The 23,129-nt window shown below is 64.9% G+C and carries 26 protein-coding genes; 11 read left to right on the plus strand and 15 right to left on the minus strand.

The features are described from left to right. Nucleotides 1-72 precede the first annotated feature (72 nt). From DFS21_RS06340 to DFS21_RS06350, 3 genes are read right to left on the minus strand one after another with little or no spacing between them, the layout of a single operon-like run. Nucleotides 73-1,671: a GMC family oxidoreductase gene (locus tag DFS21_RS06340; RefSeq protein ID WP_110697319.1), complete on the minus strand. Its 1,599-nt coding sequence runs from the start codon at nucleotides 1,669-1,671 to the stop codon at nucleotides 73-75. 23 nt (nucleotides 1,672-1,694) lie between these two features. Continuing rightward, complete coding sequence (locus tag DFS21_RS06345; protein ID WP_111531995.1) at nucleotides 1,695-2,180, minus strand: twin-arginine translocation pathway signal protein; 486 nt, start codon at nucleotides 2,178-2,180, stop codon at nucleotides 1,695-1,697. Beyond that, complete coding sequence (locus DFS21_RS06350; protein ID WP_110697323.1) at nucleotides 2,180-3,610, minus strand: coniferyl aldehyde dehydrogenase; 1,431 nt, start codon at nucleotides 3,608-3,610, stop codon at nucleotides 2,180-2,182. Before DFS21_RS06350 ends, DFS21_RS06345 begins: the two co-directional genes overlap by 1 nt. Nucleotides 3,611-3,755: 145 nt before the next feature. Here DFS21_RS06350 and DFS21_RS06355 point away from each other — a divergent pair, with 145 nt between their 5' ends. Both DFS21_RS06355 and DFS21_RS06360 read left to right on the plus strand, forming a co-directional pair. Beyond that, nucleotides 3,756-4,421: a TetR/AcrR family transcriptional regulator gene (locus tag DFS21_RS06355; RefSeq protein ID WP_110697325.1), complete on the plus strand. Its 666-nt coding sequence runs from the start codon at nucleotides 3,756-3,758 to the stop codon at nucleotides 4,419-4,421. A gap of 34 nt (nucleotides 4,422-4,455) precedes the next feature. After that, entirely contained in the window at nucleotides 4,456-5,310 is an 855-nt protein-coding gene (locus DFS21_RS06360) for a sulfurtransferase (protein WP_110697327.1), read from the plus strand. 103 nt (nucleotides 5,311-5,413) lie between these two features. Here DFS21_RS06360 and DFS21_RS06365 read toward each other — a convergent pair whose 3' ends face one another. Genes DFS21_RS06365 through DFS21_RS06380 form a run of 4 tightly spaced genes read right to left on the minus strand, consistent with a single transcriptional unit; the run spans nucleotide 5,414 to nucleotide 9,922 of the window. Next, a complete protein-coding gene (locus tag DFS21_RS06365; RefSeq protein WP_111531996.1) occupies nucleotides 5,414-6,406 on the minus strand; it encodes a hydrolase in 993 nt (330 codons plus the stop codon). 60 nt (nucleotides 6,407-6,466) lie between these two features. Then, nucleotides 6,467-7,081 (minus strand): 16S rRNA (guanine(966)-N(2))-methyltransferase RsmD, encoded by a 615-nt coding sequence (rsmD, locus tag DFS21_RS06370; RefSeq protein ID WP_111531997.1) that lies wholly within the window; start codon nucleotides 7,079-7,081, stop codon nucleotides 6,467-6,469. Next, nucleotides 7,081-8,574 carry a pitrilysin family protein gene (locus DFS21_RS06375; protein ID WP_111531998.1) on the minus strand — a complete coding sequence of 498 codons (1,494 nt, stop codon included), beginning with the start codon at nucleotides 8,572-8,574 and terminating at the stop codon, nucleotides 7,081-7,083. Before DFS21_RS06375 ends, rsmD begins: the two co-directional genes overlap by 1 nt. Next, on the minus strand, nucleotides 8,567-9,922 hold the full coding sequence (locus tag DFS21_RS06380) for a pitrilysin family protein (protein WP_102681789.1): 1,356 nt from the start codon (nucleotides 9,920-9,922) through the stop codon (nucleotides 8,567-8,569). The genes DFS21_RS06375 and DFS21_RS06380 overlap by 8 nt, the downstream gene beginning before the upstream one ends. 234 nt (nucleotides 9,923-10,156) lie before the next feature. Between DFS21_RS06380 and ftsY the strand changes: the two genes are divergently transcribed. The 4 genes from ftsY (at nucleotide 10,157) to rpoH (ending at nucleotide 14,351) form a co-directional block, all read left to right on the plus strand. Next, entirely contained in the window at nucleotides 10,157-11,692 is a 1,536-nt protein-coding gene (ftsY, locus tag DFS21_RS06385) for a signal recognition particle-docking protein FtsY (RefSeq protein WP_111531999.1), read from the plus strand. Further along, the gene (ftsE, locus tag DFS21_RS06390; protein WP_011531723.1) at nucleotides 11,689-12,360 is read left to right on the plus strand and encodes a cell division ATP-binding protein FtsE; all 672 of its coding nucleotides are present in this window, start codon (nucleotides 11,689-11,691) and stop codon (nucleotides 12,358-12,360) included. The genes ftsY and ftsE overlap by 4 nt, the downstream gene beginning before the upstream one ends. Next, a complete protein-coding gene (gene ftsX, locus DFS21_RS06395) occupies nucleotides 12,357-13,385 on the plus strand; it encodes a permease-like cell division protein FtsX (protein ID WP_111532000.1) in 1,029 nt (342 codons plus the stop codon). The genes ftsE and ftsX overlap by 4 nt, the downstream gene beginning before the upstream one ends. 111 nt (nucleotides 13,386-13,496) lie before the next feature. After that, a complete protein-coding gene (rpoH, locus tag DFS21_RS06400; protein ID WP_023630664.1) occupies nucleotides 13,497-14,351 on the plus strand; it encodes an RNA polymerase sigma factor RpoH in 855 nt (284 codons plus the stop codon). Between the two features lie 94 nt (nucleotides 14,352-14,445). On the opposite strand, the gene mtgA is transcribed toward rpoH, so the two are convergent. Further along, nucleotides 14,446-15,144: a monofunctional biosynthetic peptidoglycan transglycosylase gene (gene mtgA, locus DFS21_RS06405; RefSeq protein ID WP_110697341.1), complete on the minus strand. Its 699-nt coding sequence runs from the start codon at nucleotides 15,142-15,144 to the stop codon at nucleotides 14,446-14,448. A gap of 64 nt (nucleotides 15,145-15,208) precedes the next feature. Between mtgA and DFS21_RS06410 the strand changes: the two genes are divergently transcribed. The 5 genes from DFS21_RS06410 to DFS21_RS26605 all read left to right on the plus strand — a co-directional run bounded on the left by DFS21_RS06410 (nucleotide 15,209) and on the right by DFS21_RS26605 (nucleotide 18,037). Continuing rightward, nucleotides 15,209-15,580 carry a DUF423 domain-containing protein gene (locus DFS21_RS06410; protein ID WP_110697343.1) on the plus strand — a complete coding sequence of 124 codons (372 nt, stop codon included), beginning with the start codon at nucleotides 15,209-15,211 and terminating at the stop codon, nucleotides 15,578-15,580. A gap of 103 nt (nucleotides 15,581-15,683) precedes the next feature. Then, nucleotides 15,684-15,884: a sulfur carrier protein ThiS gene (gene thiS / locus DFS21_RS06415; RefSeq protein ID WP_038707614.1), complete on the plus strand. Its 201-nt coding sequence runs from the start codon at nucleotides 15,684-15,686 to the stop codon at nucleotides 15,882-15,884. Nucleotides 15,885-15,937: 53 nt separating this feature from the next. After that, the gene (locus DFS21_RS06420) at nucleotides 15,938-16,750 is read left to right on the plus strand and encodes a thiazole synthase (RefSeq protein ID WP_046853827.1); all 813 of its coding nucleotides are present in this window, start codon (nucleotides 15,938-15,940) and stop codon (nucleotides 16,748-16,750) included. Between the two features lie 9 nt (nucleotides 16,751-16,759). Beyond that, nucleotides 16,760-17,482 carry a tRNA (guanosine(46)-N7)-methyltransferase TrmB gene (gene trmB, locus DFS21_RS06425; protein ID WP_110697345.1) on the plus strand — a complete coding sequence of 241 codons (723 nt, stop codon included), beginning with the start codon at nucleotides 16,760-16,762 and terminating at the stop codon, nucleotides 17,480-17,482. A 393-nt stretch (nucleotides 17,483-17,875) separates the two neighbouring features. Then, nucleotides 17,876-18,037 (plus strand): hypothetical protein, encoded by a 162-nt coding sequence (locus DFS21_RS26605; protein WP_158539545.1) that lies wholly within the window; start codon nucleotides 17,876-17,878, stop codon nucleotides 18,035-18,037. A gap of 78 nt (nucleotides 18,038-18,115) precedes the next feature. On the opposite strand, the gene DFS21_RS06430 is transcribed toward DFS21_RS26605, so the two are convergent. The 7 genes from DFS21_RS06430 to DFS21_RS06460 form a co-directional block, all read right to left on the minus strand. Next, nucleotides 18,116-18,442 (minus strand): DUF3392 family protein, encoded by a 327-nt coding sequence (locus DFS21_RS06430; protein WP_011531731.1) that lies wholly within the window; start codon nucleotides 18,440-18,442, stop codon nucleotides 18,116-18,118. Nucleotides 18,443-18,451: 9 nt separating this feature from the next. Then, the gene (hemW, locus tag DFS21_RS06435; protein ID WP_111532001.1) at nucleotides 18,452-19,630 is read right to left on the minus strand and encodes a radical SAM family heme chaperone HemW; all 1,179 of its coding nucleotides are present in this window, start codon (nucleotides 19,628-19,630) and stop codon (nucleotides 18,452-18,454) included. After that, nucleotides 19,627-20,223 (minus strand): RdgB/HAM1 family non-canonical purine NTP pyrophosphatase, encoded by a 597-nt coding sequence (rdgB, locus tag DFS21_RS06440; RefSeq protein ID WP_110697349.1) that lies wholly within the window; start codon nucleotides 20,221-20,223, stop codon nucleotides 19,627-19,629. Before rdgB ends, hemW begins: the two co-directional genes overlap by 4 nt. Next, nucleotides 20,220-20,654, minus strand: coding sequence for a DUF4426 domain-containing protein (locus tag DFS21_RS06445; RefSeq protein WP_110697351.1), 435 nt, complete (start codon nucleotides 20,652-20,654; stop codon nucleotides 20,220-20,222). Before DFS21_RS06445 ends, rdgB begins: the two co-directional genes overlap by 4 nt. A 22-nt stretch (nucleotides 20,655-20,676) precedes the next feature. Continuing rightward, nucleotides 20,677-21,297 (minus strand): methionine biosynthesis protein MetW, encoded by a 621-nt coding sequence (metW, locus tag DFS21_RS06450; protein WP_110697353.1) that lies wholly within the window; start codon nucleotides 21,295-21,297, stop codon nucleotides 20,677-20,679. Nucleotides 21,298-21,304: 7 nt separating this feature from the next. Next, a complete protein-coding gene (locus tag DFS21_RS06455) occupies nucleotides 21,305-22,444 on the minus strand; it encodes a homoserine O-acetyltransferase (protein ID WP_094011022.1) in 1,140 nt (379 codons plus the stop codon). 88 nt (nucleotides 22,445-22,532) lie between these two features. Continuing rightward, nucleotides 22,533-23,123, minus strand: a complete 591-nt coding sequence (locus DFS21_RS06460) for a YggT family protein (protein ID WP_023630880.1) — start codon at nucleotides 23,121-23,123, stop codon at nucleotides 22,533-22,535. Nucleotides 23,124-23,129: the final 6 nt, after the last annotated feature.

Consider the following 23,129-nt stretch of genomic DNA (forward strand, 5'->3'; position numbering starts at 1 on the left):
TAGCGCAGCGATTGCGCCCGGCCAAGTCGTGAGGCTGGCTGATGGCACTATAGACAGCGTGGCTATTGGCTGTCATGCGCCACGTGCCAGGCGGCCGATCAGCGCATCGCTGAGCAGGGCCGTCAGGGCGTACACCGACAGCTGCGGGTTGGCGCCAATGCTGGTGGGGAACAGCGAACCGTCGTGGATCGACAGGTTTTCCAGCTGGTGATGCCGGCCCAGGCTGTCGCACACGGCCTGGCGCGGATCCTCGCCCAGGGCGCAGCCGCCCATGACGTGGGCGCTGCCCAGGCGCATGCGCAGCAGTTCCAGGGGCAGGCCGTCGATCAGCGCCTGGGCTTGTGCCGGGTCGCTGACATAGCGCGCATCGCCATGCACCGGCATCACATGGCGAGCACCGGCGGCGAACTGGATCTGCGCCATGCTGTGCCAGGCCCGGCGCAGGCCGTCGCGCAGGTAGTCGGTGACGGGGTAGTCCAGCACAGGCGAGCCATCGCCGCGCAGCTCCACCTGGCCGCCGGGGCTGTCGGGGTGGAAGCCGTCGCGCAGCAGCGCCAGCATCACATGGGTGTGGGGCAGTTCGGCCATGCGCTGGGCATTGTCCTGGCCATGGCCGCCCAGCAGGGTGCTGGCCAGGGCCGGGTGCAGCGGTGGCACTTCGAGTTTGTAGCCTACCGGGCCGGTGACACCGTCCTGCCACTGGAACTGGTCGCTGTAGATCGATTGCGGCGCCCCGTAGTACGGGTCGATCCTCGCTTCGAACTGTGCGGCGCTGAAGTTGACCAGATGCAGGAAGGTTCGCTTGCCCAGGCGCTGGTGCGGGTCAGGCGCGTCTGAGCGCAGTAGCAGTGCCGGGCTGTTGATACCGCCGCCGGCGAGCACATAGTGGCGGGCGCGTACGCGAACCTGGCGGCCCGTGGGCCGAATACCCCGGGCGTCCAGGGCCTGGCATTGCAAGTGGTCGATGCGCTGGCCGTCATGACTGAACCGCTCGGCACGGGCCAGGTAGAGCAGTTCACCGCCGTGCTCCAGGGTGGCCGGGATGCTGGTGACCAGCATCGACTGCTTGGCGTTGACCGGGCAGCCCATGCCGCAGTACCCCAGGTTCCAGCAGCCGCGCACGTTGCGCGGAATCACCGCCCAGCGGTGACCAAGCGCCTCGCAGCCGCGGCGCAACACGTCGTTGTTGGCATTGGGCGGCATCGCCCACGGGCTGATGCCCAGGTGCTGCTCCATGCGCTCGAACCACGGCTTCAGGGTGTCGTTGTCCAGGCCCTTGACTCCATGCTCGCGGGCCCAGTGTTCCAGGGTCTGTGGCGGTGTGCGAAAGCTCGATGTCCAGTTGACCAGGGTGGTGCCGCCCACCGCCCGGCCCTGCAAAATGGTAATGGCGCCGTCTTTGCTCAGACGACCCAGGCCCTCCTGGTAGAGGTCGGCGTAGGCCTCGTGCTCGAGCAGGTGGAAGTCACTGCTGGTTTTCAGCGGCCCCTCTTCGATCAGCAGCACCTTCAAGCCGGCGGCGCTGAGCCGTTCGGCGGTGGTGGCACCGCCTGCGCCGCTGCCGATGACGGCGACGTCGACGGCGAGGGTCAGGTCCTGTTCCAGGCGCGAGCCGTCGTGGGTGATCCAGCCTCGTTGGAGGCCTTGGCGGAATGGGTCGGGGACGGGCATTCGGCGGTGCTCTTGTCTGGTGTTCAGATCTTTGGTGGGCCGGGGTAGCCGCACGCTGCCCAGGCTTCGGGGCGTTCGTACCAGGCCATCAGCAGCAGTTGCAGCAACGAGGCGTGACCCTGGCGCAGCAGGTTCAACGAGCTGTCGCGCCAGCGTTCGAGGAAGCGTTCAACCTCGGCACCGGTGGTATCGGCCCAGCCGCCCCAGACCCCGGTCAGTGGTCCGCGAGTGAGGGACAGGGTGAGCACGTCGAACAATTGCCGGGTCAGCTTGAGCATGGCGGGCGACAGCGCCGCCAGCTTGTGGTCGAGGCTTTGCAGCACAGACGCCGTGGACGCCTGGGTACCGGCCAGCACGACGGGAATCAGTGCCTGCAACAGCGGCAAGTCGTCGTCGCCCAGCGCCTGGTAACCAGCCGACGGCCTCTGCTGGCTGCAGCCGATCATGCTGGTCGCCCCCAGAAACAGGCTGGCGCCCAGGCCGAAGCGCAGCAGGTCGCGGCGCTGCATCAGCGGATGAACAGCTTGTAGACCAGTCGTTGCAAGGCCTTGCCATAGGGCGGGTAGATCACCTTGGCGGCATTGATGCGTTGCTTGGCCAGCACGGCCTTGGCCTTGCTGAAGGTCAGGAAACCTTCGTAACCGTGGTAGTGGCCCATACCGGACGGGCCGATGCCGCCAAATGGCAGGTCATCCTGGGCCACATGCAGCAGGGTGTCGTTGAGGCAGACACCGCCGGAGTGGGTGTCGCGCAGTACCCGGGCCTGCTCGCCACGGTCATAGCCGAAGTAGTAGAGCGCCAGGGGGCGAGGCCGCTGGTTGATGTAGGCCAGGGCGTCGTCCAGGCGCTCGTAGGGCACCACGGGTAGCAGGGGGCCGAAAATCTCGTCCTGCATCACCTGCATGCTGTCGTTTACGTCCAGCAGCAGGTGAGGGGGCAGTCGGCGACCCTGGCGCGGCTCGTCGGGATAGAGGTCGAGCACCTGGGCTCCCTGCTCGCGGGCATCGTCCAGCAACCGGTTCAGGCGGCCAAGCTGGCGCTCGTTGATGATCGCGCTGTAGTCGGGGTTGCCGGTCAGGCGCGGATAGAGGCGGCGCACAGCGCGCTGGTAGGCGTCGGCGAAGGCGCCCAGGCGCTCGCGGGGCACCAGCACGTAATCGGGGGCGACGCAGGTCTGGCCGGCGTTGAGGGTCTTGCCGAAGGCGATGCGTTCGGCGGCGGTGTCCAACGGCACGTCGGCCGAGACGATAGCCGGCGACTTGCCGCCCAGCTCAAGGGTCACTGGCGTGAGGTTTTGCGCGGCGGCCAGCATCACATGGCGGCCGACGCTGGTGGCGCCGGTGAACAGCAGGTGGTCGAAGGGCAGGCGGGCAAAAGCCTGGCCGACTTCCACCTCGCCCAGCGCGACGCTCACCAGATCATTGGGGAATACGCGCGCTAGCAGGTTCTTCAGGGCCTGGCCACTGGCCGGGGTCGACTCGCTGAGTTTGAGCATCACCCGGTTGCCGGCGGCCAGGGCGCCGGTCAGCGGGCCGATGGCGAGAAACAGTGGGTAGTTCCACGGCACGATGATGCCCACCACGCCCAGTGGCTGGTATTGCACCCGGGCGCTGGCGGGTTGGAAGGCCAGGCCGACCTTGCGCCGCGATGGACGCATCCAGCGGCTCAGCTGTTTCTCCGCGTCGCGCAGGCCCATGACCGACGGCATCAGTTCGGCGAGCAGGGTTTCGTCACGGCTGCGGCCACTGAAGTCGGCATCGATAGCTGTAATCAGGCGCTCCTGGTCCGCCAGCAGTGCCTCGCGCAGGCTTTTCAACCACTGCCGGCGTTGCGTGGCCGGGGGCATCGGGTTGCCGGCGAACGCCTGTCGCTGAGCGTCGAACGTCGCTTGCAGGTCGAGGTCGGATTGTACAGGGGGAAGTACGGCAGGCGAGGTCATGGCGGCTCCGGGGCTGACGAGTGAATAGAGCATATACTCTAATTGGTACTATCGTGCATCTTTTTCACTGGGTCGGCGGTGCACCCGACGGGCTGGAAGCCGTAAGATGGGCCCGATCCTTACACGCTGGAGACTGGAGCTGAGCATGGCCCCGCGCATGAAGACCCGAGAGCGCATCGTGCAGAGCAGCCTGGAGCTGTTCAACCAGCAGGGCGAGCGTTGCGTCAGCACCAATCACATTGCCGCGCACATGGAAATCTCGCCCGGCAACCTGTACTACCACTTCCCCAACAAGCAGGCGATCATCGCCGTGCTGTTCAATCAGTACGAAGAACTGGTCGACAGTTTTCTGCGCCCGCCCCAGGGCCGCACCGCCACCGTCGAGGACAAGCGCTTCTACCTCAAGGCGCTGCTGGCGGCGATGTGGAACTACCGCTTCCTGCACCGCGACCTCGAGCACCTGCTCGACAGCGACCCGGAACTGGCGGCCCGCTATCGGCGCTTCTCGCAGCGCTGCCTGCAGCAGGGGCAGGCCATTTACCGCGGCTTTGTCGAGGCCGGCATCCTGAACATGGACGCTGCGCAGGTGGAGTCGCTGACCATCAACGCCTGGATCGTGCTGACTTCCTGGGTGCGTTTTCTCAGCACCACCCGCGAGCATTCCGCGCACCTGGGTGAAGAAGCGTTCAAGCGCGGCGTCTATCAGGTGGTGGTGCTGGAGCTGGGGTATGTCACCCCCACCGCGCGTGTCGCGGTACAGGCGCTGTGCGCTGAGTTCCATGTCCCGTTCAACCAGGCCCTGGAGCATTGATCCGGGGTTTCGAGCCATTCATCAGGAGATTGTCATGCCCCTCGCGCAATTGATCACCCCGCAACAGCTGGCCGAACGCCTGGACGCGCCCGGCCTGGTGATCCTCGACTGCCGGTTTGCCTTGGAAGATGTCGACTACGGTCAACGCAGCTACGCCGAAGGGCATATTGCCGGGGCGCACTTCGCCGACCTCGAACGCGACCTGAGCGGGCCGGCGCTCAAGGGCAGCACAGGCCGCCACCCGCTGCCCGACCCGCAGCGGCTGGTGGAGCGCCTGCGCGAGTGGGGCGTGGACAACGACAGCCAGGTGGTGCTCTACGACGACGGCCCCGGCGCCTTTGCCGCCCGTGCCTGGTGGCTCCTGGCCTGGCTGGGCAAGCGCGATGCAGTGTTCATTCTCGATGGCGGCCTGAAGGCCTGGCACGCCGCTCACCTGCCGCTGAGCCTGGACCCGCCGGTACGCCGCGAAGGCAATTTCAGCGGTGAGCCGGACATGGCGCTGCTGATTGATGCCGCCCACCTGGCCAAGCGCCTGGACGACCCCGCGATGACCTTGATCGACGCGCGCGGCCTGCCGCGTTTCCGTGGCGAGGTCGAGCCGATCGACCCGGTGGCCGGGCATATCCCTGGCGCCCGGTGCGCGGCGTTCACCGACAACCTTGGCGCGGACGGGCGGTTCCTGCCGGCCGCCCAACTGAAACAGCGTTTTGCCGAAAAACTGGGCGACCGGGCGCCGGAGGACCTGGTGGCTTATTGCGGCTCTGGCGTGACGGCTTGCCATAACCTGTTTGCCCTGGCGCTGGCGGGTTATCCGCTGGGGCGGTTGTATGCCGGGTCGTGGAGTGAATGGATCAATGATCCACAGCGTGGCATAGCCACTGGCGAGTAATTCGTAATGTGGGAGCGGGCTTGCCCCGTGATGGTCTGGTGATGCTATCGCGGGACAAGCCTGCTCCCACAAATTCCCTCTTTCACCTCTTCCTGGAGGGGGCCTATCGCCCTTCCATCAGCCACTGCGGAATCCTTCGTTCCAGGTAATACCCCGGATTGCGCAGGCTGCCCTCGACGAACCCCACATGCCCACCCCGGCTGTGCAGTTCGAACTGCGTCTGTGCCGCCAGCTCACCGGCATTGGGCAGGCTGTGACCAAACACGAACGGATCATCGTTGGCGTGGATGATCAGCGTCGGTGTGCGGTTCTCGCCCAGGTAGTAGCGGCTGGAGGCGCGCCGGTAGTAGTCATGGGCATCGCTGAAGCCATTGAGGGGCGCGGTCACCTTGCCATCGAAGTCCCAGAACGTGCGCAGGTTGCGCAGCGAGCCCAGGCGTTCGAGGGTGGCCAGCCCTTCATGGTGGCCCTTGTCGCGGAAGTGCTGTTGCTTGTCCTGCACGTAGGCCAGCATCTGGCGCATGAAATGCGCCTGGTAGACCTTCGAGAAACCCAGGCCGATACGGTCGGCGCACTGGTCCAGGCGAAACGGCACCGACACCGCTACCGCTGCCTCCAGCTGGCTGGCCGCGCCGCTTTCCCCCAGGTACTTGAGCAGCACATTGCCGCCCAGCGAATAGCCCACGGCATACAGCGGCGCCAGCGGCCGCTGCGCCCGCAGGTGACGGATGGTTTCGGCCAGGTCTTCGCTGGCCCCGGAATGGTAGCTGCGCGCCAATAGGTTGGGTTCGCCCGAGCAGCCGCGCCAGTTCACCGCGACACTGGCCCAGCCGCGTGCCTGCAGGGCCAGTTGCAGGCCTTTGACATACGGCGAATTGGACGACCCGGTCAGGCCGTGGAGTACCAGCACCAAGGGCGCATCGGCCTGGTGCGGGCCGTGCCAGTCGAGGTCGAGAAAGTCGCCGTCCGCCAGCCATAGACGCTCGCGATTGCGCGTCAGGTCCGGGAGCTTGCGCCAGAGTGGCCCCCACAATGTCTGCAAGTGGGGGTTGGACAGCCCGGCGGCCGGGCGGAAGGTGGCGGTGAGGCTGGGCATGCTGAGCGGCTCGTGATGTGCCTGCCTAGAGTGCCATGAAACACCGCCCTCGCGCCTGCGCTATTGATCGCCAGCCTTGCGTCGCCACAGGGCGTAATGCACCTGGCCGGTCTTCTTCTCGCGGTGCAGGCGCCAGTTGCCCGGCATTGGCAGCGAAGAGGGCACGGCTTCGCTTTCGGTATAGATCCACGCCTGCTCGTGCAGCCACTGGCCCTGCTCCAGCAGGTTGCAGGTATTGGCCAGCAAATCCTGGTGGAACGGCGGGTCGAGGAACACCACGTCGAATTGTTGCTTGGCCGGGCCTTGCAGGTAGCGCAGGGCGTCAGTCTGCAGGATCTGCCCGCGCGGGCAGCGCAACACTTCGAGGTTGTCCTTGAGGTTGGTGGTGGCCGCAGGGTTGCTGTCCAGCGCCACGGCATCCTTCGCGCCACGGGACAACGCTTCGAGCACCAGCGCGCCGCTGCCGGTGAAGGCATCGAGCACAAGGGCGCCTTCGATGTAGGGGGCCAGCCAGTTGAACAGGGTTTCGCGCACGCGATCAGGGGTCGGCCGCAGGCCTTCGCCTTCCGGCACGGCCAGGCGGCGGCTGCGCCACTCGCCGGCGATGATGCGCAGTTGGCCGGGGCCCTTGCTGGCGCCCGGTGCCGGGCGCGCGGGGGTGTTGGGTCTTGCCATTAGTGCTCCGGTACGCCGAGCGGCTGCTCGGCGGGTTTGTCAGTGGGGGCCGGCAGCGGCTGCTGCGCCACCTTCGGGCCGACGGTGACGATCACCAGCTTGTCTGCCGCTAGATGCTTGTTCATGGCGGCCTTGACCTGCTCGACGCTCAGTGCCTGGGACTGTTGCATGAAGTCCTCCAGCCAGCTCAGCGGCAGGTTGTAGAAGCCGATCGCGCCCAGCTGGCCGACGATGCTGGCGTTGCTGGCATTGGACAGCGGAAAGCTGCCGGCCAGCTCGCGCTTGGCATCGTCCAGTTCCTGCTGGGTCGGGCCGCTCTTCAGGTAGTCGGCCAGAATATCCTGAACCAGCTTGAGCGTGCCCTCGCTGAGTTCGGCCCGGGTCTGCAGGTTGATCATGAACGGGCCGCGCACCTGCATCGGGCTGAAGACCGAGTACACGCCGTACGTCAGTCCGCGTTTCTCGCGAACCTCGCTCATCAGGCGGGTGCCGAATGCGCCACCGCCGAGGATCTGGTTGCCCAGCGACAGGGCCGGCCAGTCCGGGTCGTTGCGGTCGATGCCCAGCTCGGCCAGCATCAGGTGAGTCTGCTTGGACGGGAAGTCGATATGCGTAATCCCCGGCTTGGGCTCGACCGGTTGCTCCGGCTTGGCCAGTGCAGCGCCCTTGGGCAGGCCGGTGGAGACCTGCGCGGCGATGGCCTCGGCTTCGCCGCGGCTGAGGTCGCCGACCAGGGCGATCACCGCGTTGCCGGCGGCGTAGGCCTTGCCGTGGAAGGTGCGCAGCTGGGCCAGGGTGATGCCCGGAATGGACTCGGCGGTACCGTCGCTGGGGCTGGCATAGGGGTGCTGGCCATAGAGATTCGCGAACAGCGTCTTGCCGGCAATCTTGCCCGGGTTCTGCTTCTCGTACTCGAAGCCCGCCAGCAACTGGTTCTTGATGCGCTTGAGGGCGTCCTCGGGGAAGGTCGGCTGGCCCACCACCTCGGTGAACAGTTCCAACGCCGGCTCGCGTTTTTCCGTGGCGCTGAGGCTGCGTAGCGAGGCCACGGCCATGTCGCGGTAGGAACCGTTGCCGAAGTCGGCGCCCAGGCCTTCGAAGCCTTCGGCAATGGCGGTGACGTCCTTGCCGGCCACGCCCTCGTTGAGCATGGCGTTGGTCAGGGTGGCCAGGCCCGGGGTACCGCCGTCCTGGCTGCTGCCGGCGGCGAAGGTCACGCGCAGGTCGAACATCGGCAGCTCACGGGCCTCGACGAACAGCACCCGGGCGCCTTCGGCAGTGGTCCAGTGCTGGATGTTCAACTGGCGTCGGTTGGGGGCCTTGCCGTCCAGTTCGGCCAGCGATTGCAGGGTGTTGGCCGGGCGTGCCGCGGCGTCGGCCTGGCTTTGGCTGTCGGACTGGGCAGGGCGCGCCAGCAGCGCGGCGATGGCCACCACCAGCACGATGATCGCCAGGCCGAACATAGTGTAACGGGGTGCGCTGCGATCACTCATGAGCGGACTCCTCGGGCAGTACATGGGCAACGCTCAGGCGTTCGCGGGTGAAATAGGTGCGGGCGGCGGCCTGGATGTCCTCCGGGGTCACGCGCTTGAGGTCGTCGAGTTCGCTGTCGATCAGCTTCCAGGACAGGCCGACCGTCTCCAGTTGGCCGATGGTGGTGGCCTGGCTGCTGATCGAGTCGCGGTCGTAGACCAGGCCGGCGATTACCTGCGCGCGTACGCGCTCGAGCTCTTCGGCGGTCGGTGGCGTGGTCTTGAGCTCGTCGAGCAACTGCCAGATACCTTTCTCTACTTCGGCCAGGGTCTTGTGTTTCTGCACGTTGGGTGTGGCCGAGATCATGAACAGGCTGTCGCCGCGGGTGAAGGCGTTGTAGCTGGACGAGGCACCGGCCACCAGTTCCTGGCCGCGCTCCAGGCGTGCCGGCATGCGGGCGCTATAGCCGCCGTCGAGCAGGGCCGAGATCAGCCGCAGGGCGTTGACGCTGCGTGGGTCCTTGGCGGTGGCCAGGGCCGGGACATTGAAGCCGTAGATCAGGCTGGGCAGTTGCGTACGCAGGTGCAGGGTGAGCAGGCGCTGGCCCGGCTCGGCCAGTTCCAGCGGCAGTTTGCTCGGCGGCACGGCGCGTTTGGGGATGGGGCCGAAGTACTTCTGCGCCAAGGCCCTGACCTCGTCCGGCTTGACGTCGCCGACCACCACCAGGGTGGCGTTGTTCGGGGCGTACCAGGACTCGTACCAGTGACGCAGTTCCTCGACCTTCATGCGCTCGAGGTCGGCCATCCAGCCGATGGTCGGCGTGTGGTAGCCGCTGGCCGGGTAGGCCATGGCGCGGAATAGCTCGAAGGCCTTGGCGTTGGGCTGGTCGTCGGTACGCAGGCGGCGCTCTTCCTTGATCACCTCGATCTCACGGCTGAATTCGTCGGCTGGCAGGCGCAGGCTGGCCAGGCGGTCGGCTTCGAGCTCCAGGGCCACCGGCAGGCGATCGCGGGCCAGCACCTGGTAGTAGGCGGTGTAGTCGTCGCTGGTGAAGGCGTTTTCCTCGGCGCCGAGATCGCGCAGGATGCGCGAGGCCTCTCCGGGGCCGATCTTGGCGCTGCCCTTGAACATCATGTGTTCCAGGGCATGGGACAGGCCGGTCTGGCCCGGCGTCTCGTAGCTGGAACCGACCTTGTACCAGATCTGCGAAACCACCACCGGCGCCCGGTGGTCCTCGCGCACGACCACTTTCAGGCCGTTGTCGAGGATGAATTCGTGGGTGGGTTGCACATCGGCGGCGAAAGCCGCCAGCGGCAGGCACAGCGTGCCGAGCAACAGGCCAGCGGCGCGGCGGGCTAGAGCATTCATACGGTGTTCAACCTGTTCGGCGGCCCGCTTGGGTTTAGCGTCGGCGGGCCAGGAGGTGCTAGGATACTGATCCGGTTGCCTGGCGACCATGCCTGTCGCCGTTCTGGCCTGCAGGCCCTTACGACAAAACGTTGCGCATGAACCCGCTGGCTTCCCAGTAGTCTGTTCTGCGTGAGTTAAGAATTCCCGATGCGCCGCTGCTGGCCCATCGCTACCCTGAGATAGCCGTCTTCCATGTTTGGTTCCAACGACGACAAAAAAGCGCCGGCCGCGGCTGGCGAGAAGAAAGGCCTGTTCAGCTGGTTCCGCAAGAAGCCGGAACAACCTGCCGCCGAACAGCCGCAAGCCCCTGCACCGCAAGCGCCCGTCGAGCAGACCGCACCGGTTGCCGAGCCGTCGCAGGCACCTGTTCCTGAACCGGTGGTTGCCACGCCGCAGCTGGAGCCCGTGCCAGAACCGGTGGTTGTAGCGCCGCAGCCGGAGCCTGTGCCAGAGCCGGTGGTTGTAGCGCCGCAGCCGGAGCCCGTGCCAGAGCCGGTGGTTGCTGCACCGCAGCCGGAGCTCGCGCCAGAGCCGGTGGTTGCAATGCTGCAACCGGTCGAGGTCGAAGTGACCGCGGCCCCGGTCAGCAACCTGGTCTTGCCTGTCGCTGAAGAGCCGGTGGCATTGGTCGAGGACCTGGAACCCAAGGCGCCGCCCGTCATCCCCGCCCGGCCGTCCGTCGAAACGGTAGCCGCTGCCATTGTCGCTCCAGCACCGGTTGTCGAAACCGCGCCGGTCGTTGCGTCGGCTCCAGTCGACCCAGAGCCTGTCGTCGTGGCGGCCGCCGAGCCGGCCAAACCTGGTTTCTTCGCCCGCCTCAAGCAGGGCCTGTCGAAGACCAGCGCCAGCATCGGCGAAGGCATGGCCAGCCTGTTCCTCGGCAAGAAGGTCATCGACGACGACCTGCTCGATGAAATCGAGACCCGGTTGCTGACCGCCGACGTCGGCGTAGAGGCCACCTCGACCATCGTCCAGAACCTGACCCAGAAAGTTGCCCGCAAGCAGTTGGCAGACGCCGATGCGCTGTACAAATCGCTGCAGGAAGAACTGGCCGCGCTGCTGCGCCCGGTCGAGCAGCCGCTGAAGATCGAGGCGCAGAAAAAGCCCTACGTGATCCTTGTGGTTGGCGTGAACGGGGCTGGCAAGACCACCACCATCGGCAAGCTGGCGAAGAAGCTGCAGCTTGAGGGCAAGAAAGTCATGCTCGCGGCCGGCGACACCTTCCGCGCCGCCGCGGTAGAGCAGTTGCAGGTGTGGGGCGAGCGTAACCAGATCCCGGTGATTGCCCAGCACACCGGTGCCGACTCGGCTTCGGTGATCTTCGATGCGGTGCAGGCCGCCAAGGCCCGTAACGTCGATGTGCTGATCGCCGATACCGCTGGTCGTCTGCACACCAAGGACAACCTGATGGAAGAGCTGAAGAAGGTCCGTCGGGTCATGGGCAAGCTAGATGTCGAGGCGCCGCACGAGGTGCTGCTGGTGCTCGATGCTGGCACCGGACAGAACGCCATCAGCCAGGCCAAGTACTTCAACCAGAGCGTCGAGCTGACCGGCCTGGCCCTGACCAAGCTGGATGGTACCGCCAAGGGCGGCGTGATCTTCGCCCTGGCCAAGCAGTTCAACATCCCGATCCGCTTCATCGGTGTGGGCGAGGGTATCGACGACCTGCGCACCTTCGAAGCCGAACCTTTCGTCAAGGCGCTGTTCGCCGAGCGTGAACCTTCATGATCCGATTCGAACAGGTAGCCAAGCGCTATCCCAACGGCCATGTCGGCCTGCACGAACTGAGCTTCCGGGCGCGTCGTGGCGAGTTCCTGTTCGTCACCGGCCACTCCGGCGCCGGCAAGAGCACCCTGCTGCGGCTGCTGCTGGCCATGGAGCGTCCGACCAGCGGCAAGCTGCTGCTGGCCGGGCAGGACCTGGGCCAGATCAGCAACGCGCAGATCCCGTTCCTGCGTCGGCAGATCGGCGTGGTGTTCCAGAACCACCAGTTGCTGTTCGACCGCACGGTGTTCAACAACATCGCCCTGCCGTTGCAGATTCTCGGGCTGTCCAAGGCCGAGATCGCCAAACGCGTCGACTCGGCGCTGGAGCGTGTGTCGCTGAGCGACAAGGGCGAGCTGTTCCCGGCCGACCTGTCCACCGGCCAGCAACAGCGAGTCGGCATTGCCCGGGCCATCGTGCATCAGCCGGCCCTGCTGCTGGCGGATGAACCCACCGGTAACCTCGACCCGCGCCTGGCCGCTGAGATCATGGGCGTGTTCGAGGACATCAACCGCCTGGGCACCACGGTACTGATCGCCAGTCACGACCTGGCGCTGATCGCGCGCATGCGCCACCGCATGCTGACGCTGCAACGCGGCCGCTTGATCGGCGATGGGGAGGCCGGGCAATGAGCACCACACGTACACCAAAGGTTTCCGAGCGGGTCGCGCCGAAAGCCGCCGATCCGCAGCCGTCGAAGAAGAAACGTGGCGATCACGATGACGATGGCCCGGACTTCCGCAGCCTCCTGCACGCCTGGCTGGAAAGCCACCGTGCCAGTTTGGCCGACAGCTTGCGCCGCCTGGGCAAGCAGCCGATCGGCAGTTTCTTCACCTGCCTGGTGATGGCCGTGGCGCTGAGCATGCCCATGGGCCTGTCGTTGTTGCTCAAGAATGTCGAGAAACTCGGCGGCTCCTGGCAGCGCGCGGCGCAGATCTCGCTGTACCTCAAGCTCGATGCCAGCAGCCGCGACGGGGAGGCCCTGCGTGACGAGATCAAAGGCATGCCGGGCGTCGCGGAGGCCCAATACGTCAGCCGCGAGCAGGCCCTGGAAGAGTTCCAGCAACAGTCAGGCCTGGGCGAGGCGTTGCGTGAACTGCCGGACAACCCACTGCCCGGCGTGGTGGTGGTGACCCCGACCGAGGTCGACAAGCCGGCCCTGGAAGCCTTGCGTCAGCGCCTCTCCGAGCTACCTCGCGTGGAAGCGGCGCAGCTGGACCTGGTGTGGGTCGAGCGTCTGGCGGCGATTCTCAAGCTGGGTGACCGGTTCGTCTTCGGCCTGGCGGTGATGCTGATTTCCGCGCTGCTGTTAGTAATCGGTAACACAATTCGTCTACATATCGAAAACCGCCGGGTCGAGATCGAAGTGATCAAGCTCGTCGGTGGCACCGACAGCTACGTACGCCGGCCTTTCCTGTACATGGGCGCCCTGTATGGACTGGGTGCGGGCGTGCTGGCCTGGGGCATCCTGGCGTTCGGCCTGAACTGGCTGAACGACGCGGTGGTCGGGCTTTCCGGCCTTTATGGCAGTGATTTCGCCCTGGGTGGCGTACCGGCCTCGGATGGCTTTTCACTCTTGATCGGGGCGGTACTGTTGGGGTATATCGGTGCATGGATCGCAGTCGCTCGTCACCTGAACGAGCTTGCACCGCGATAAATGTTTCATGGCCAGTATTGACAAATTTTTCATTCTGGAACTTGTACAACGGTTCCTTGTCTATGCTGGCAGTGCCCAAAAGGCATGAGTCTGTAAGCCGGAGGTACTTGAATGACCAATTCGTTGCAACCTGCCTATGCCCTGGTTCCCGGTGCAAACCTGGAAGCCTATGTGCACACGGTCAACAGCATCCCCTTGCTGACGCCGGAGCAGGAGCGTGAACTGGCCGAGCGTCTCTATTACGAGCAGGATCTCGAGGCCGCTCGGCAAATGGTGATGGCCCACCTGCGTTTCGTCGTACACATCGCGCGTAGCTATGCGGGCTACGGGCTGGCCCAGGCCGACCTGATCCAGGAAGGCAACGTGGGCCTGATGAAGGCGGTAAAGCGCTTCAACCCGGAAATGGGCGTGCGTCTGGTGTCCTTCGCCGTACACTGGATCAAGGCCGAGATCCACGAGTTCATCCTGCGCAACTGGCGCATCGTCAAGGTGGCCACCACCAAGGCCCAGCGCAAGCTGTTCTTCAACCTGCGCAGCCAGAAGAAACGCCTCGCCTGGTTGAACAATGACGAAGTGCATCGCGTGGCCGAGAGCCTGGGTGTCGAGCCGCGTGAAGTGCGCGAGATGGAAAGCCGCTTGAGCGGCCAGGACATGGCCTTCGACCCGGCGGCGGAAGCCGACGACGACAGCGCCTTCCAGTCGCCTGCGCACTACCTGGAAGACCACCGTTACAACCCGGCCGTGCAACTGGAGGACGCTGACTGGAGCGACAACTCCACCAGCAACCTGCATGAAGCGCTGCAGGGCCTGGATGATCGCAGCCGCGACATCCTCTACCAGCGTTGGCTGGCCGAAGAAAAGGCCACGCTGCATGAGTTGGCAGAGAAGTACAGTGTGTCGGCCGAGCGTATTCGCCAGCTGGAGAAGAACGCGATGAACAAGGTCAAGGCATTGATCACGATCTGATCGGCGCCCTGGCTGGATTGAAAAGCCGCTGCTCTCGAAAGAGACAGCGGCTTTTTTGTGTTGATTGTCCCGGACCTGTTGCGGGCTTGGCAGCTCAGGGCCTGAGCTGCATCAAGTAGCTCGGCCCACCCAGCTGGCTCATCTGCCGCCTGATCCATCCCGCCCGGCTCGCCACATAGGCGCTGGGCCGGCTGGCACTCCACTTGAGCGGGCTTGGCAGCACCGCCGCGAGCTGTGCGGCCTGTTGTCGCGTCAGGCGGCTCGCATCCACGCCGAAGTGATAACGCGCCGCCGCCTGGGCACCGAACACGCCCTTGCCCCATTCGGCACTGTTCAGATACACCTCGAGTATCCGCTCCTTCGACCAGAACAGCTCGATCAGTGCGGTGAACCAGGCTTCCAGCCCCTTGCGCAGCCAGCTGCGGCCAGACCACAGGAACAGGTTCTTGGCCACTTGCTGGGTCAGCGTGCTGGCGCCACGCACCTTGCCGCCGCGCTCGTTGTAGGCCAGCGCCGCCTGTATTGCCGGGATATCGAAGCCCCAGTGGCTGGCGAACTTCTGGTCTTCGCCGGCGATGACCGCCACCTTGAGCTCGTCGGAGATTCCCTCCCACGGCGTCCAGTCACGTTGCAGGTCGATCGGCTCGCCGCTGGCCCATGACTGCACCTTGCGCTCGGCCATCAGCGCGGTGCCGGGCGGCGGCACCCAGCGCAACACCAGGACCACGGCGATGCTGCCAGCTGCGAACCAGAGCAGGGCGCGGGAAAGGCGGCGAAGAAGGGATGACAGCATGGTGATGGCTTGGCCGGACCGTTGGAACGGGCCATTATACAGACCCCTCCCGAGGAGTCGTCCCATGCTTCGCAGCTTCCTGATGCTCGCCGCGTTCTTCGGCTTTACCGGCGTTGCCCTAGGCGCCTTCGCCGCCCATGGCTTGAAAAACCGCCTCAGCACCGACTACCTGGCGATCTTCCATACCGGTGTCACCTATCAACTGGTGCATGCCCTGGCGATCCTGGGCGTGGCGGTGCTGTCGGCGCACTTGCCCGGGCGCCTGGTCGGCTGGGCCGGTGGCTTGTTCGCCGTGGGTATCCTGCTGTTCTCCGGTAGCCTCTACGCCCTCACGCTCAGCGGCCTGGGCAAGCTCGGCATGATCACCCCGCTGGGCGGCCTGTGCTTCCTTGCTGGCTGGTTATGCCTGGGGCTGGCCGCCTGGCGGCTGGGCTGACCGGTCGGTCCACAATCGCGACTAATGGCGTTTGTCGCCCTTGGGTTGCAGGGCGGATCGGGGCTAGAATGCGGGCCCCCAAAGAACAATGGTGGCCGTGCGCATGCGCATTCAATTGAACGGTGAACCTTACGAACTGCCCGCGGGCGAGAGCGTCGCGGCGCTGCTGGGCCGGCTGGAGCTGGCCGGTCGCCGGGTGGCGGTGGAACTGAACCTGGACATCGTGCCGCGCAGCCAGCACGAGAGCACGCAGCTCAAGGACGGCGACCAGGTCGAGGTGGTCCACGCCATCGGTGGCGGCTAACCGCCCCTGAAACCTCGCCAGCAAAGTCCCGCAATCTTTCCTGAGGAACAACGATGAGCAACGTTCGCAGCGACAAGCCCTTCATCCTGGCCGGGCGCACTTTCCAGTCGCGCCTGCTGGTCGGCACCGGCAAGTACCGTGACATGGAAGAAACCCGCCTGGCCACCGAGGCCTCGGGTGCCGAGATCGTCACCGTCGCCGTGCGCCGTACCAACCTGGGCCAGAACGCGGGTGAGCCGAACCTGCTCGACGTGCTGTCGCCAGACAAGTACACCATCCTGCCGAACACCGCCGGTTGCTTCGATGCGACGGAAGCGGTGCGCACCTGCCGCCTGGCCCGTGAACTGCTCGATGGCCGCAAGTCCCATGAGTCCAGGACGCTGGTGAAGCTGGAAGTGCTGGCCGACCAGAAAACCCTGTTCCCCAATGTGATCGAAACCCTCAAGGCCGCCGAAGTGCTGGTCAAGGAAGGTTTCGATGTGATGGTCTACACCAGCGATGACCCGATCATCGCCCGTCAGCTGGCCGAAGCCGGCTGTATCGCCGTCATGCCGCTGGCCGGCCTGATCGGCACCGGCCTTGGCATCTGCAACCCGTACAACCTGCAGATCATCCTGGAGGAATCCAAGGTGCCGGTGCTGGTCGATGCCGGCGTGGGTACCGCCTCCGACGCCACCATCGCCATGGAAATGGGTTGCGAAGCGGTGCTGATGAACTCGGCCATTGCCCATGCCCAGCAGCCCGTACTGATGGCCGAAGCCATGAAACACGCCATCGTTGCCGGTCGCATGGCCTACCTGGCCGGCCGCATGCCGAAAAAACTCTATGCCAGCGCCTCTTCGCCGCTGGATGGTCTGATCAAGTAAGAGCTCCTGATGACTGAATCGCAAGAAACGCCGATCTCCGAAGACGGCGAAACCCGCCCGCACCGCCGTATCAAGAGCTTCGTGATGCGCGCTGGGCGCATGACCGAAGGCCAGCAGCGCGGCCTGGACCAGGGCGGCCCGCAGTTCATCCTGCCGCTGGCCGACAGCCCGGTGGACTATGATCGGGTGTTCGGCCGTTCGGCACCGCGCACCCTGGAGATCGGCTTCGGCATGGGCCACTCGTTGCTGGAAATGGCTGCCGCATCGCCTGAGCTGGACTTCATTGGTGTCGAAGTGCACCGCCCGGGTGTCGGCGCGCTGCTCAATGGCGTGCTGACACAGGGGCTGAAGAACCTGCGGGTGTACGACTGCGATGCCATCGAAGTGCTCAACCGGTGCGTGGCGGACAACAGCCTTGACCGTCTGATGTTGTTCTTCCCCGATCCTTGGCACAAGGCGCGTCACCACAAGCGCCGGATCGTTCAGCCGGAGTTCGCCGAGCTGGTGCGCAGCAAGCTGAAAGTCGGCGGTGTGTTCCATATGGCCACCGACTGGGAGCCCTATGCCGAGCACATGCTTGAAGTAATGAAAGTGGCGCCAGGCTATCGCAACCAGGCGGCTGATGGCGCCTACGTGCCGCGTCCGGAAGAACGTCCGATCACCAAGTTCGAGCGTCGCGGTGAGCGCCTTGGGCATGGGGTGTGGGATCTGAAGTTCGAGAAGGTGAGCTGAGCCGGGTTCGTTCGGTGCTGCCCTTCAAACCTGCGAAATTGCAGGTACAAAAAAACCGCCTTGGCAAGGGCGGTTTTTTTATGCGGGCTTTGGGTTACGAATCCTTGGCCTGCGTACTTTGGTTTCACTGGAGACAACCCACGGGTGAAATATTAGGGCAGCCTCAAAACAGCGTCAATCATGGAAATATTCGGCATTATCTGTGACTGAGCTGGTAACAGTCTTGAACTTTCGATTGTCGTAAGATCGCTGCGCTCTCATGTGAGGATATCCAGTGGCGGGCCGGGAAACCAATGACTTTGCTGTCTCGGCCCCTTCGACGCGGCCTACGAACCGCGCCGGTGTGATTTTCGAAGGGCCATCCACCTGGCCACTTCACTGGCGATAACCCACATGATCACCGAAGGCGTCGAAGTGCCGGTCAGACGCTGGAAGATTGGCCCAGCCAGCACGGAGGCCAAGGCATATGAAGCGTTTGCTGAATACGCTGAGCCGCGTCTGGAAGCTCATTCGGATCCTGATCATTTTCAGGACCGTCAGGGACTTCCTGCGTGATCACTTCGACGATGCCCGTTAAGGGGTTAGTCGGGTGAGAAGCCGCCCTGGCCTGCCAGGGCGGCTTTTAGCGGACGCTCACCCCCGCCGATCAGCGACCACGCCGATCAAAACCAGCACCACCAGCAGCACCGGTGCCAGCGCATAGTTGTTGAACTGCCCCAGCCCCTTGACGATCCACGGAGTTGCATAGATCAGCGCCGCGCCGCTGCCGATCATCACCAGCAGTGCCATGAATGGCACGCGCAGGGCGCCGGCCAGGCCGCCCAGGCGCCCCTCGACCCAGCCTTTGATATCGGTGCCGAACAGCACCAGCAGGCAGCCCACCAGGGCCAGCGAAATCTCTGAGAGGTTGCTGCGGCTCCAGCGGGAAACGGTCGAGAGCAGGTCAAGTACCAGGTCCATGGGTCATCCTTAATTCAAGAAGTACTGCAGCAGGTCGTTGAGGAACAGCTGGCCGCGTGGCGTGGCGGCCAGACGATCCGGTTCGACCCGCAAAAGGCCTTTTTGTTCGGCTTCACGGCGGGCTTCGGCCAGTTGTGCAAGAGGCAGGCCGGTACGCAGGTTGAACAGCTCGGCATCAACTCCGTCGGTGAGGCGCAGCGCGTTCATCAGGAACTCGAAGGGTAGCTCATCGGCCGGCAACAGCTTCTCGCCGGCCTTGAACGGCTTGGACGGGTTCAGGTAGTCCTTGGGCAGGCGGGTCTTCCAGGTGCGTAGGATGCGCCCGTCCGGGAACGACAGCTTGCCATGGGCGCCGGCACCGATGCCGATGAAGTCGCCGAAGCGCCAGTAGTTCAGGTTGTGCCGCGCAGCACGACCGGCTTGGGCGTAGGCCGAGACTTCATACTGGCGGTAGCCGTGGTCCGCCATCAGCGCCTGGCCGGCTTCCTGGATATCCCAGAGGATGTCGTCCTCGGGCAGCTCAGGCGGCTGGTTCCAGAACACCGTGTTGGGTTCCACCGTCAGCTGGTACCAGGACAGGTGCGTCGGCGCCAGCTCGATGGCCTGGCGCAGGTCGCCCAAGGCGTCGTCGAGCGACTGGTCTGGCAAGCCGTGCATCAGGTCCATGTTGAAGTTGTCGAAGCCCGCGGCGCGGGCCATATCGGCGGCGCGCACCGCTTCGGCGCCATTGTGGATGCGCCCGAGTCGTTCGAGCTTGGCGGGCTGGAAACTCTGCACGCCGATGGACAGCCGATTGATGCCGGTCTGACGGTAGGCCTTGAACTTCTCCTGCTCGAAGGTACCCGGGTTGGCCTCGAGGGTGATCTCGATGTCCGGGGCGAACGGGATGCGTTGCTCGATACCGCGCAGCAGGCGCCCAAGCGCGTCGGCGCTGAACAGGCTCGGGGTGCCGCCGCCGAAGAAGATCGTGCTGATCGGACGGCCCTGCACGGCATGCATTTCCTGGTCGAGGTCGGCGAGCAGGGCGTCGATGTACTCGGCTTCCGGCAGGGTCGGGCCGGCCTGGTGCGAGTTGAAGTCGCAGTACGGGCATTTGCGCACGCACCAGGGAATATGGATATAGAGTGACAGCGGCGGGAGTTCGGGAAGGATCAGGCCCGCCGGCTGTACCAACAGCTTTTCGCTCATGCCAGGCCCAGGCGCTGACGCAGCAGGGCCATGGCGCGGGCGCGGTGGCTGAGTTGGTTCTTGTCGACAGGGTCAAGGTCGGCGCTGGAGCATTTGCGTTCCGGCACCCAGAACAGCGGGTCGTAGCCGAAGCCGTGTTCGCCGCTGGCCTCGAACAGGATGCTGCCGTGCCACAGGCCTTCGCAGAGGATCGGCAGCGGGTCGTCGGCGTGCCGCACCAGGGCCAGAACGCAGACGAACTGCGCGCCGCGCTGGCCTTCAGGCACGTCCCTGAGCGCATCGAGCAGCTTGGCGTTGTTCGCCGCGTCGCCCTTGCCGTCGGCATAGCGCGCCGAGTAGATACCCGGCGCGCCGCCGAGGAAGTCCACCGCCAGGCCCGAGTCGTCGGCCAGGGCCGGCAGGCCGGAAATGCGCGCGGCGTTGCGCGCCTTGAGGATGGCGTTCTCGACGAACGACAGGCCGGTCTCCTCCGGCTCAACCTGGCTGAATTCACCAATCGAGCGCAGGTTCACGGACTCGCCGAGCATGGCCTGCAGTTCCTTGAGTTTGCCGGCGTTATGGCTGGCCAATACGAGTTGCTGGAAATTCATCATTCGCCTGGGAACACTTCCTGGTTGAAGCTGAGTTTATTGCTGACGCCGCCGCTCTCGACGTTGAGGTCGAAGGTGACGGTCTCGGCCTGGTCGATCTTGAACTGTGCGATGTAGTACACCGCACCCTGATCGGTAATCTGCTTGAACGACAACGGACTGCTGCGCCCGGTGAGATCTTTCACTGTGCCGCTGACTACCGCCATCGCGGGCTTGCCGGCCTTGAGCACGGCGATGTTGAGCACGCCCTGGTTCTTGCTGCGGGTCAGGCCCGTGGCGGCAGCGATGTCGGGTTGCAGCATGCTTGAGGTGAAGGCGCTGTAGTGGACCGTCACATCACCGAACACTTCCTTGCGCTCGGGCCTGGCGGCATCGGCAGCCAGTACCGGCAAGGCCAGGCACAGGCTGATCAGAAACAGTGCTAGTCGACGCATGATGCCATTCCTCCGTTGAGGGTCAGACCGCGAGCTGATGCTCCTGCAGGCCCGGGCTGCTGACCCGATAGATACCGATCTCACCTAGAAGATTAGGCCAAAGCCGGCCGCCCAACCCGTTACGGTGCAGGTGGTCGACGGCAAGGCGGTCGAGGACCTTGGCCTTGCGCTCATGGCACAGGTTCTCGAAGTCCTCGAAGGTGCAGAAGTGGATGTTCGGCGTGTTGTACCAGGTATACGGCATGAAGTCCGAGACTGGCATGCGACCCTTGGTCGCCAGGTACCAGCGGCAGCGCCAGTGACCAAAGTTGGGGAAGGTGATGATGCACTGGCGGCCCACCCGCAGCATTTCGTCGAGGATCCGGTCGGGGTACTCCACGGCCTGCAGGGCCTGGGTCATGACCACCACGTCGAAGCTGTTGCTGGCGAAGTTGCCCAGGCCCTTGTCCAGGTCCTGTTCGATGACGTTGACGCCCTTGGCCACGCAGGCGGCGATGTTGTCGGCGTCGATCTCCAGGCCGTAGCCGGTGACGTTCTTGCGTTCACGCAGCGAGGCCAGCAGTTCGCCGTTGCCGCAGCCCAGGTCGAGTACCCGGCTGCCGGCGGGGATCCAGTCTTGGATGATTTCCAGGTCGGCTCTCATGGGGTCCTCAGACGGCGATGCGGTTCATGTAGTTGGCGAAACCCTGCATGTAGCGGGGGGTCGGGATGAGGAAGGCGTCGTGGCCGTAAGGCGAGTCGATGTCCAGGTAGCAGACGTTCTTGCGCGCGGCCATCAGGGCGTCGACGATCTCCCGTGAACGGGCCGGCGAGAAGCGCCAGTCGGTGGTGAACGACATGATGCAGTAGTCCGCCGTGACGTGGGCCAGGGTTGCCGCCAGGTCACCGCCGTGGGCGGCGGCCGGGTCGTAATAGTCCAGGGCCTTGGTCATCAGCAGGTAGGTGTTGGCGTCGAAGCGGCCGGAGAATTCCTCGCCCTGGTAGCGCAGGTAGCTCTCGACCTGGAATTCGACGCTGTGGAAGTCGTAGTTGAGCTTGTCGCTCTTGAGCTCGCGGCCGAATTTTTCGCCCATTGAGTCGTCGGACAGGTAGGTGATGTGGCCGACCATGCGCGCCAGCATCAGGCCGCGCTTGGGGATCACGCCCTGGTCCTGGAACGAGCCGCCGTGGAACTCGGGGTCGGTGAGGATGGCCTGGCGCGCCACTTCGTTGAAGGCGATGTTCTGCGCCGACAGCTTGGGCGCCGAGGCGATGTCCACGCAATGGCGCACCCGATCCGGGTAGGTGATGGTCCATTGCAGCGCCTGCATGCCACCCAGGCTGCCGCCGACGATGGCGGCCCAGGTATGGATCCCCAGGCGATCGGCCAGGCGCGCCTGGCTGTGCACCCAGTCTTCCACGGTCAGTACCGGGAAATCGGCGCCGTAGGGCTTGCCGGTGGCCGGGTTGAGGCTGCTGGGGCCGGTGCTGCCATTGCAACCGCCGAGGTTGTTCAGGCTGACCACGAAGAAGCGGTTGGTGTCGATCGGCTTGCCGGGGCCGATGCAGCTGTCCCACCAGCCCGGCTTGCGGTCGGTGGCGGCATGGTAGCCAGCGGCATGATGGTGGCCGGACAGCGCATGGCAGATCAGCACGGCATTGCTGGCGCTGCTGTTGAGGGTGCCATAGGTTTCGTAGATCAGCTCGTACGAGGCCAGGGCGCGGCCACAGGCCAGGGCCAGCGGTTCATCGAACCGGGCGATCTGCGGTGTTACCAGACCGACGGAATCTTCGGGAAGGACAGTGGACATCGACCCTGCTCACGCTTGACGGAGGCGTAAGTCTAAAGAGCGCTACCCCCAGCGGCAAGCAAAGGCTTGCCGCCGGATGCAGGCCGGGTCAGATCATCCGCCACAGCTCTTGCGGCATGCCGGCGTAGGCTGCCAGTTGGGGCATGAGGAACGACTGGATCACCTGGATGGCGATGAAGGCGAAGATCGGCGAAATGTCCATGCCGCCGAGGTTTGGCACCAGGCGACGGAACGGCGCCAGCACCGGTTCGCTGATCTGGTAGGCCAGTTCGGCGGCCGGGTTGTGGCTGTTTGGCGCGACCCAGGAGACGATCACCATGACGATCATCGCCACCCAGAAGATCTTCAGGAACAGCGAGGTGATGCCCAGGATCGACCACATCAGCAGGTGCAGGACGTCGCCGAAGGTACCGTAGGTGACCATCAGCACGAAGGCCATCAACAGCGCCTGGATGATGATCGACAGCAGCAGCGAGGAGGTATCCAGGCCAGCGATGCTGGGGACCACGCGGCGCAGCGGCTTGAGCAGTGGCTGGGTGGCGCGCACGGCGAACTGGCTCAGCGGGTTGTAGAAGTCGGCCTTGACCAGCTGCAGCACGAAACGCAGCAGGACGATCACCAGGTACAGGCTGACCAGGGTTTGCACCACGAAGATCGCGGCGCCGGACAGTGCATTCATCAAAGG

The sequence above is a fragment of the Pseudomonas sp. 2848 genome, assembly GCF_003253945.1.
Lineage (GTDB): Bacteria > Pseudomonadota > Gammaproteobacteria > Pseudomonadales > Pseudomonadaceae > Aquipseudomonas.

What these genes read in the sequence shown, in the direction of transcription:
- rdgB (WP_110697349.1), bottom strand. Translation starts at nt 20,223, where the DNA reads ATGATGAATTTCCAGCAACTCGTATTGGCCAGCCATAACGCCGGCAAA.
- DFS21_RS06410 (WP_110697343.1), top strand. Translation starts at nt 15,209, where the DNA reads ATGCTTCGCAGCTTCCTGATGCTCGCCGCGTTCTTCGGCTTTACCGGC.
- DFS21_RS06345 (WP_111531995.1), bottom strand. Translation starts at nt 2,180, where the DNA reads ATGCAGCGCCGCGACCTGCTGCGCTTCGGCCTGGGCGCCAGCCTGTTT.
- DFS21_RS06430 (WP_011531731.1), bottom strand. Translation starts at nt 18,442, where the DNA reads ATGGACCTGGTACTTGACCTGCTCTCGACCGTTTCCCGCTGGAGCCGC.
- DFS21_RS06350 (WP_110697323.1), bottom strand. Translation starts at nt 3,610, where the DNA reads ATGACCTCGCCTGCCGTACTTCCCCCTGTACAATCCGACCTCGACCTG.
- ftsE (WP_011531723.1), top strand. Translation starts at nt 11,689, where the DNA reads ATGATCCGATTCGAACAGGTAGCCAAGCGCTATCCCAACGGCCATGTC.
- rpoH (WP_023630664.1), top strand. Translation starts at nt 13,497, where the DNA reads ATGACCAATTCGTTGCAACCTGCCTATGCCCTGGTTCCCGGTGCAAAC.
- thiS (WP_038707614.1), top strand. Translation starts at nt 15,684, where the DNA reads ATGCGCATTCAATTGAACGGTGAACCTTACGAACTGCCCGCGGGCGAG.
- DFS21_RS06365 (WP_111531996.1), bottom strand. Translation starts at nt 6,406, where the DNA reads ATGCCCAGCCTCACCGCCACCTTCCGCCCGGCCGCCGGGCTGTCCAAC.
- trmB (WP_110697345.1), top strand. Translation starts at nt 16,760, where the DNA reads ATGACTGAATCGCAAGAAACGCCGATCTCCGAAGACGGCGAAACCCGC.
- DFS21_RS06420 (WP_046853827.1), top strand. Translation starts at nt 15,938, where the DNA reads ATGAGCAACGTTCGCAGCGACAAGCCCTTCATCCTGGCCGGGCGCACT.
- DFS21_RS06380 (WP_102681789.1), bottom strand. Translation starts at nt 9,922, where the DNA reads ATGAATGCTCTAGCCCGCCGCGCCGCTGGCCTGTTGCTCGGCACGCTG.
- rsmD (WP_111531997.1), bottom strand. Translation starts at nt 7,081, where the DNA reads ATGGCAAGACCCAACACCCCCGCGCGCCCGGCACCGGGCGCCAGCAAG.
- mtgA (WP_110697341.1), bottom strand. Translation starts at nt 15,144, where the DNA reads ATGCTGTCATCCCTTCTTCGCCGCCTTTCCCGCGCCCTGCTCTGGTTC.
- DFS21_RS06340 (WP_110697319.1), bottom strand. Translation starts at nt 1,671, where the DNA reads ATGCCCGTCCCCGACCCATTCCGCCAAGGCCTCCAACGAGGCTGGATC.
- DFS21_RS06360 (WP_110697327.1), top strand. Translation starts at nt 4,456, where the DNA reads ATGCCCCTCGCGCAATTGATCACCCCGCAACAGCTGGCCGAACGCCTG.
- DFS21_RS06455 (WP_094011022.1), bottom strand. Translation starts at nt 22,444, where the DNA reads ATGTCCACTGTCCTTCCCGAAGATTCCGTCGGTCTGGTAACACCGCAG.
- DFS21_RS06460 (WP_023630880.1), bottom strand. Translation starts at nt 23,123, where the DNA reads ATGAATGCACTGTCCGGCGCCGCGATCTTCGTGGTGCAAACCCTGGTC.
- DFS21_RS06355 (WP_110697325.1), top strand. Translation starts at nt 3,756, where the DNA reads ATGGCCCCGCGCATGAAGACCCGAGAGCGCATCGTGCAGAGCAGCCTG.
- DFS21_RS06375 (WP_111531998.1), bottom strand. Translation starts at nt 8,574, where the DNA reads ATGAGTGATCGCAGCGCACCCCGTTACACTATGTTCGGCCTGGCGATC.
- hemW (WP_111532001.1), bottom strand. Translation starts at nt 19,630, where the DNA reads ATGAGCGAAAAGCTGTTGGTACAGCCGGCGGGCCTGATCCTTCCCGAA.
- DFS21_RS06445 (WP_110697351.1), bottom strand. Translation starts at nt 20,654, where the DNA reads ATGCGTCGACTAGCACTGTTTCTGATCAGCCTGTGCCTGGCCTTGCCG.
- ftsY (WP_111531999.1), top strand. Translation starts at nt 10,157, where the DNA reads ATGTTTGGTTCCAACGACGACAAAAAAGCGCCGGCCGCGGCTGGCGAG.
- ftsX (WP_111532000.1), top strand. Translation starts at nt 12,357, where the DNA reads ATGAGCACCACACGTACACCAAAGGTTTCCGAGCGGGTCGCGCCGAAA.
- DFS21_RS26605 (WP_158539545.1), top strand. Translation starts at nt 17,876, where the DNA reads ATGATCACCGAAGGCGTCGAAGTGCCGGTCAGACGCTGGAAGATTGGC.
- metW (WP_110697353.1), bottom strand. Translation starts at nt 21,297, where the DNA reads ATGAGAGCCGACCTGGAAATCATCCAAGACTGGATCCCCGCCGGCAGC.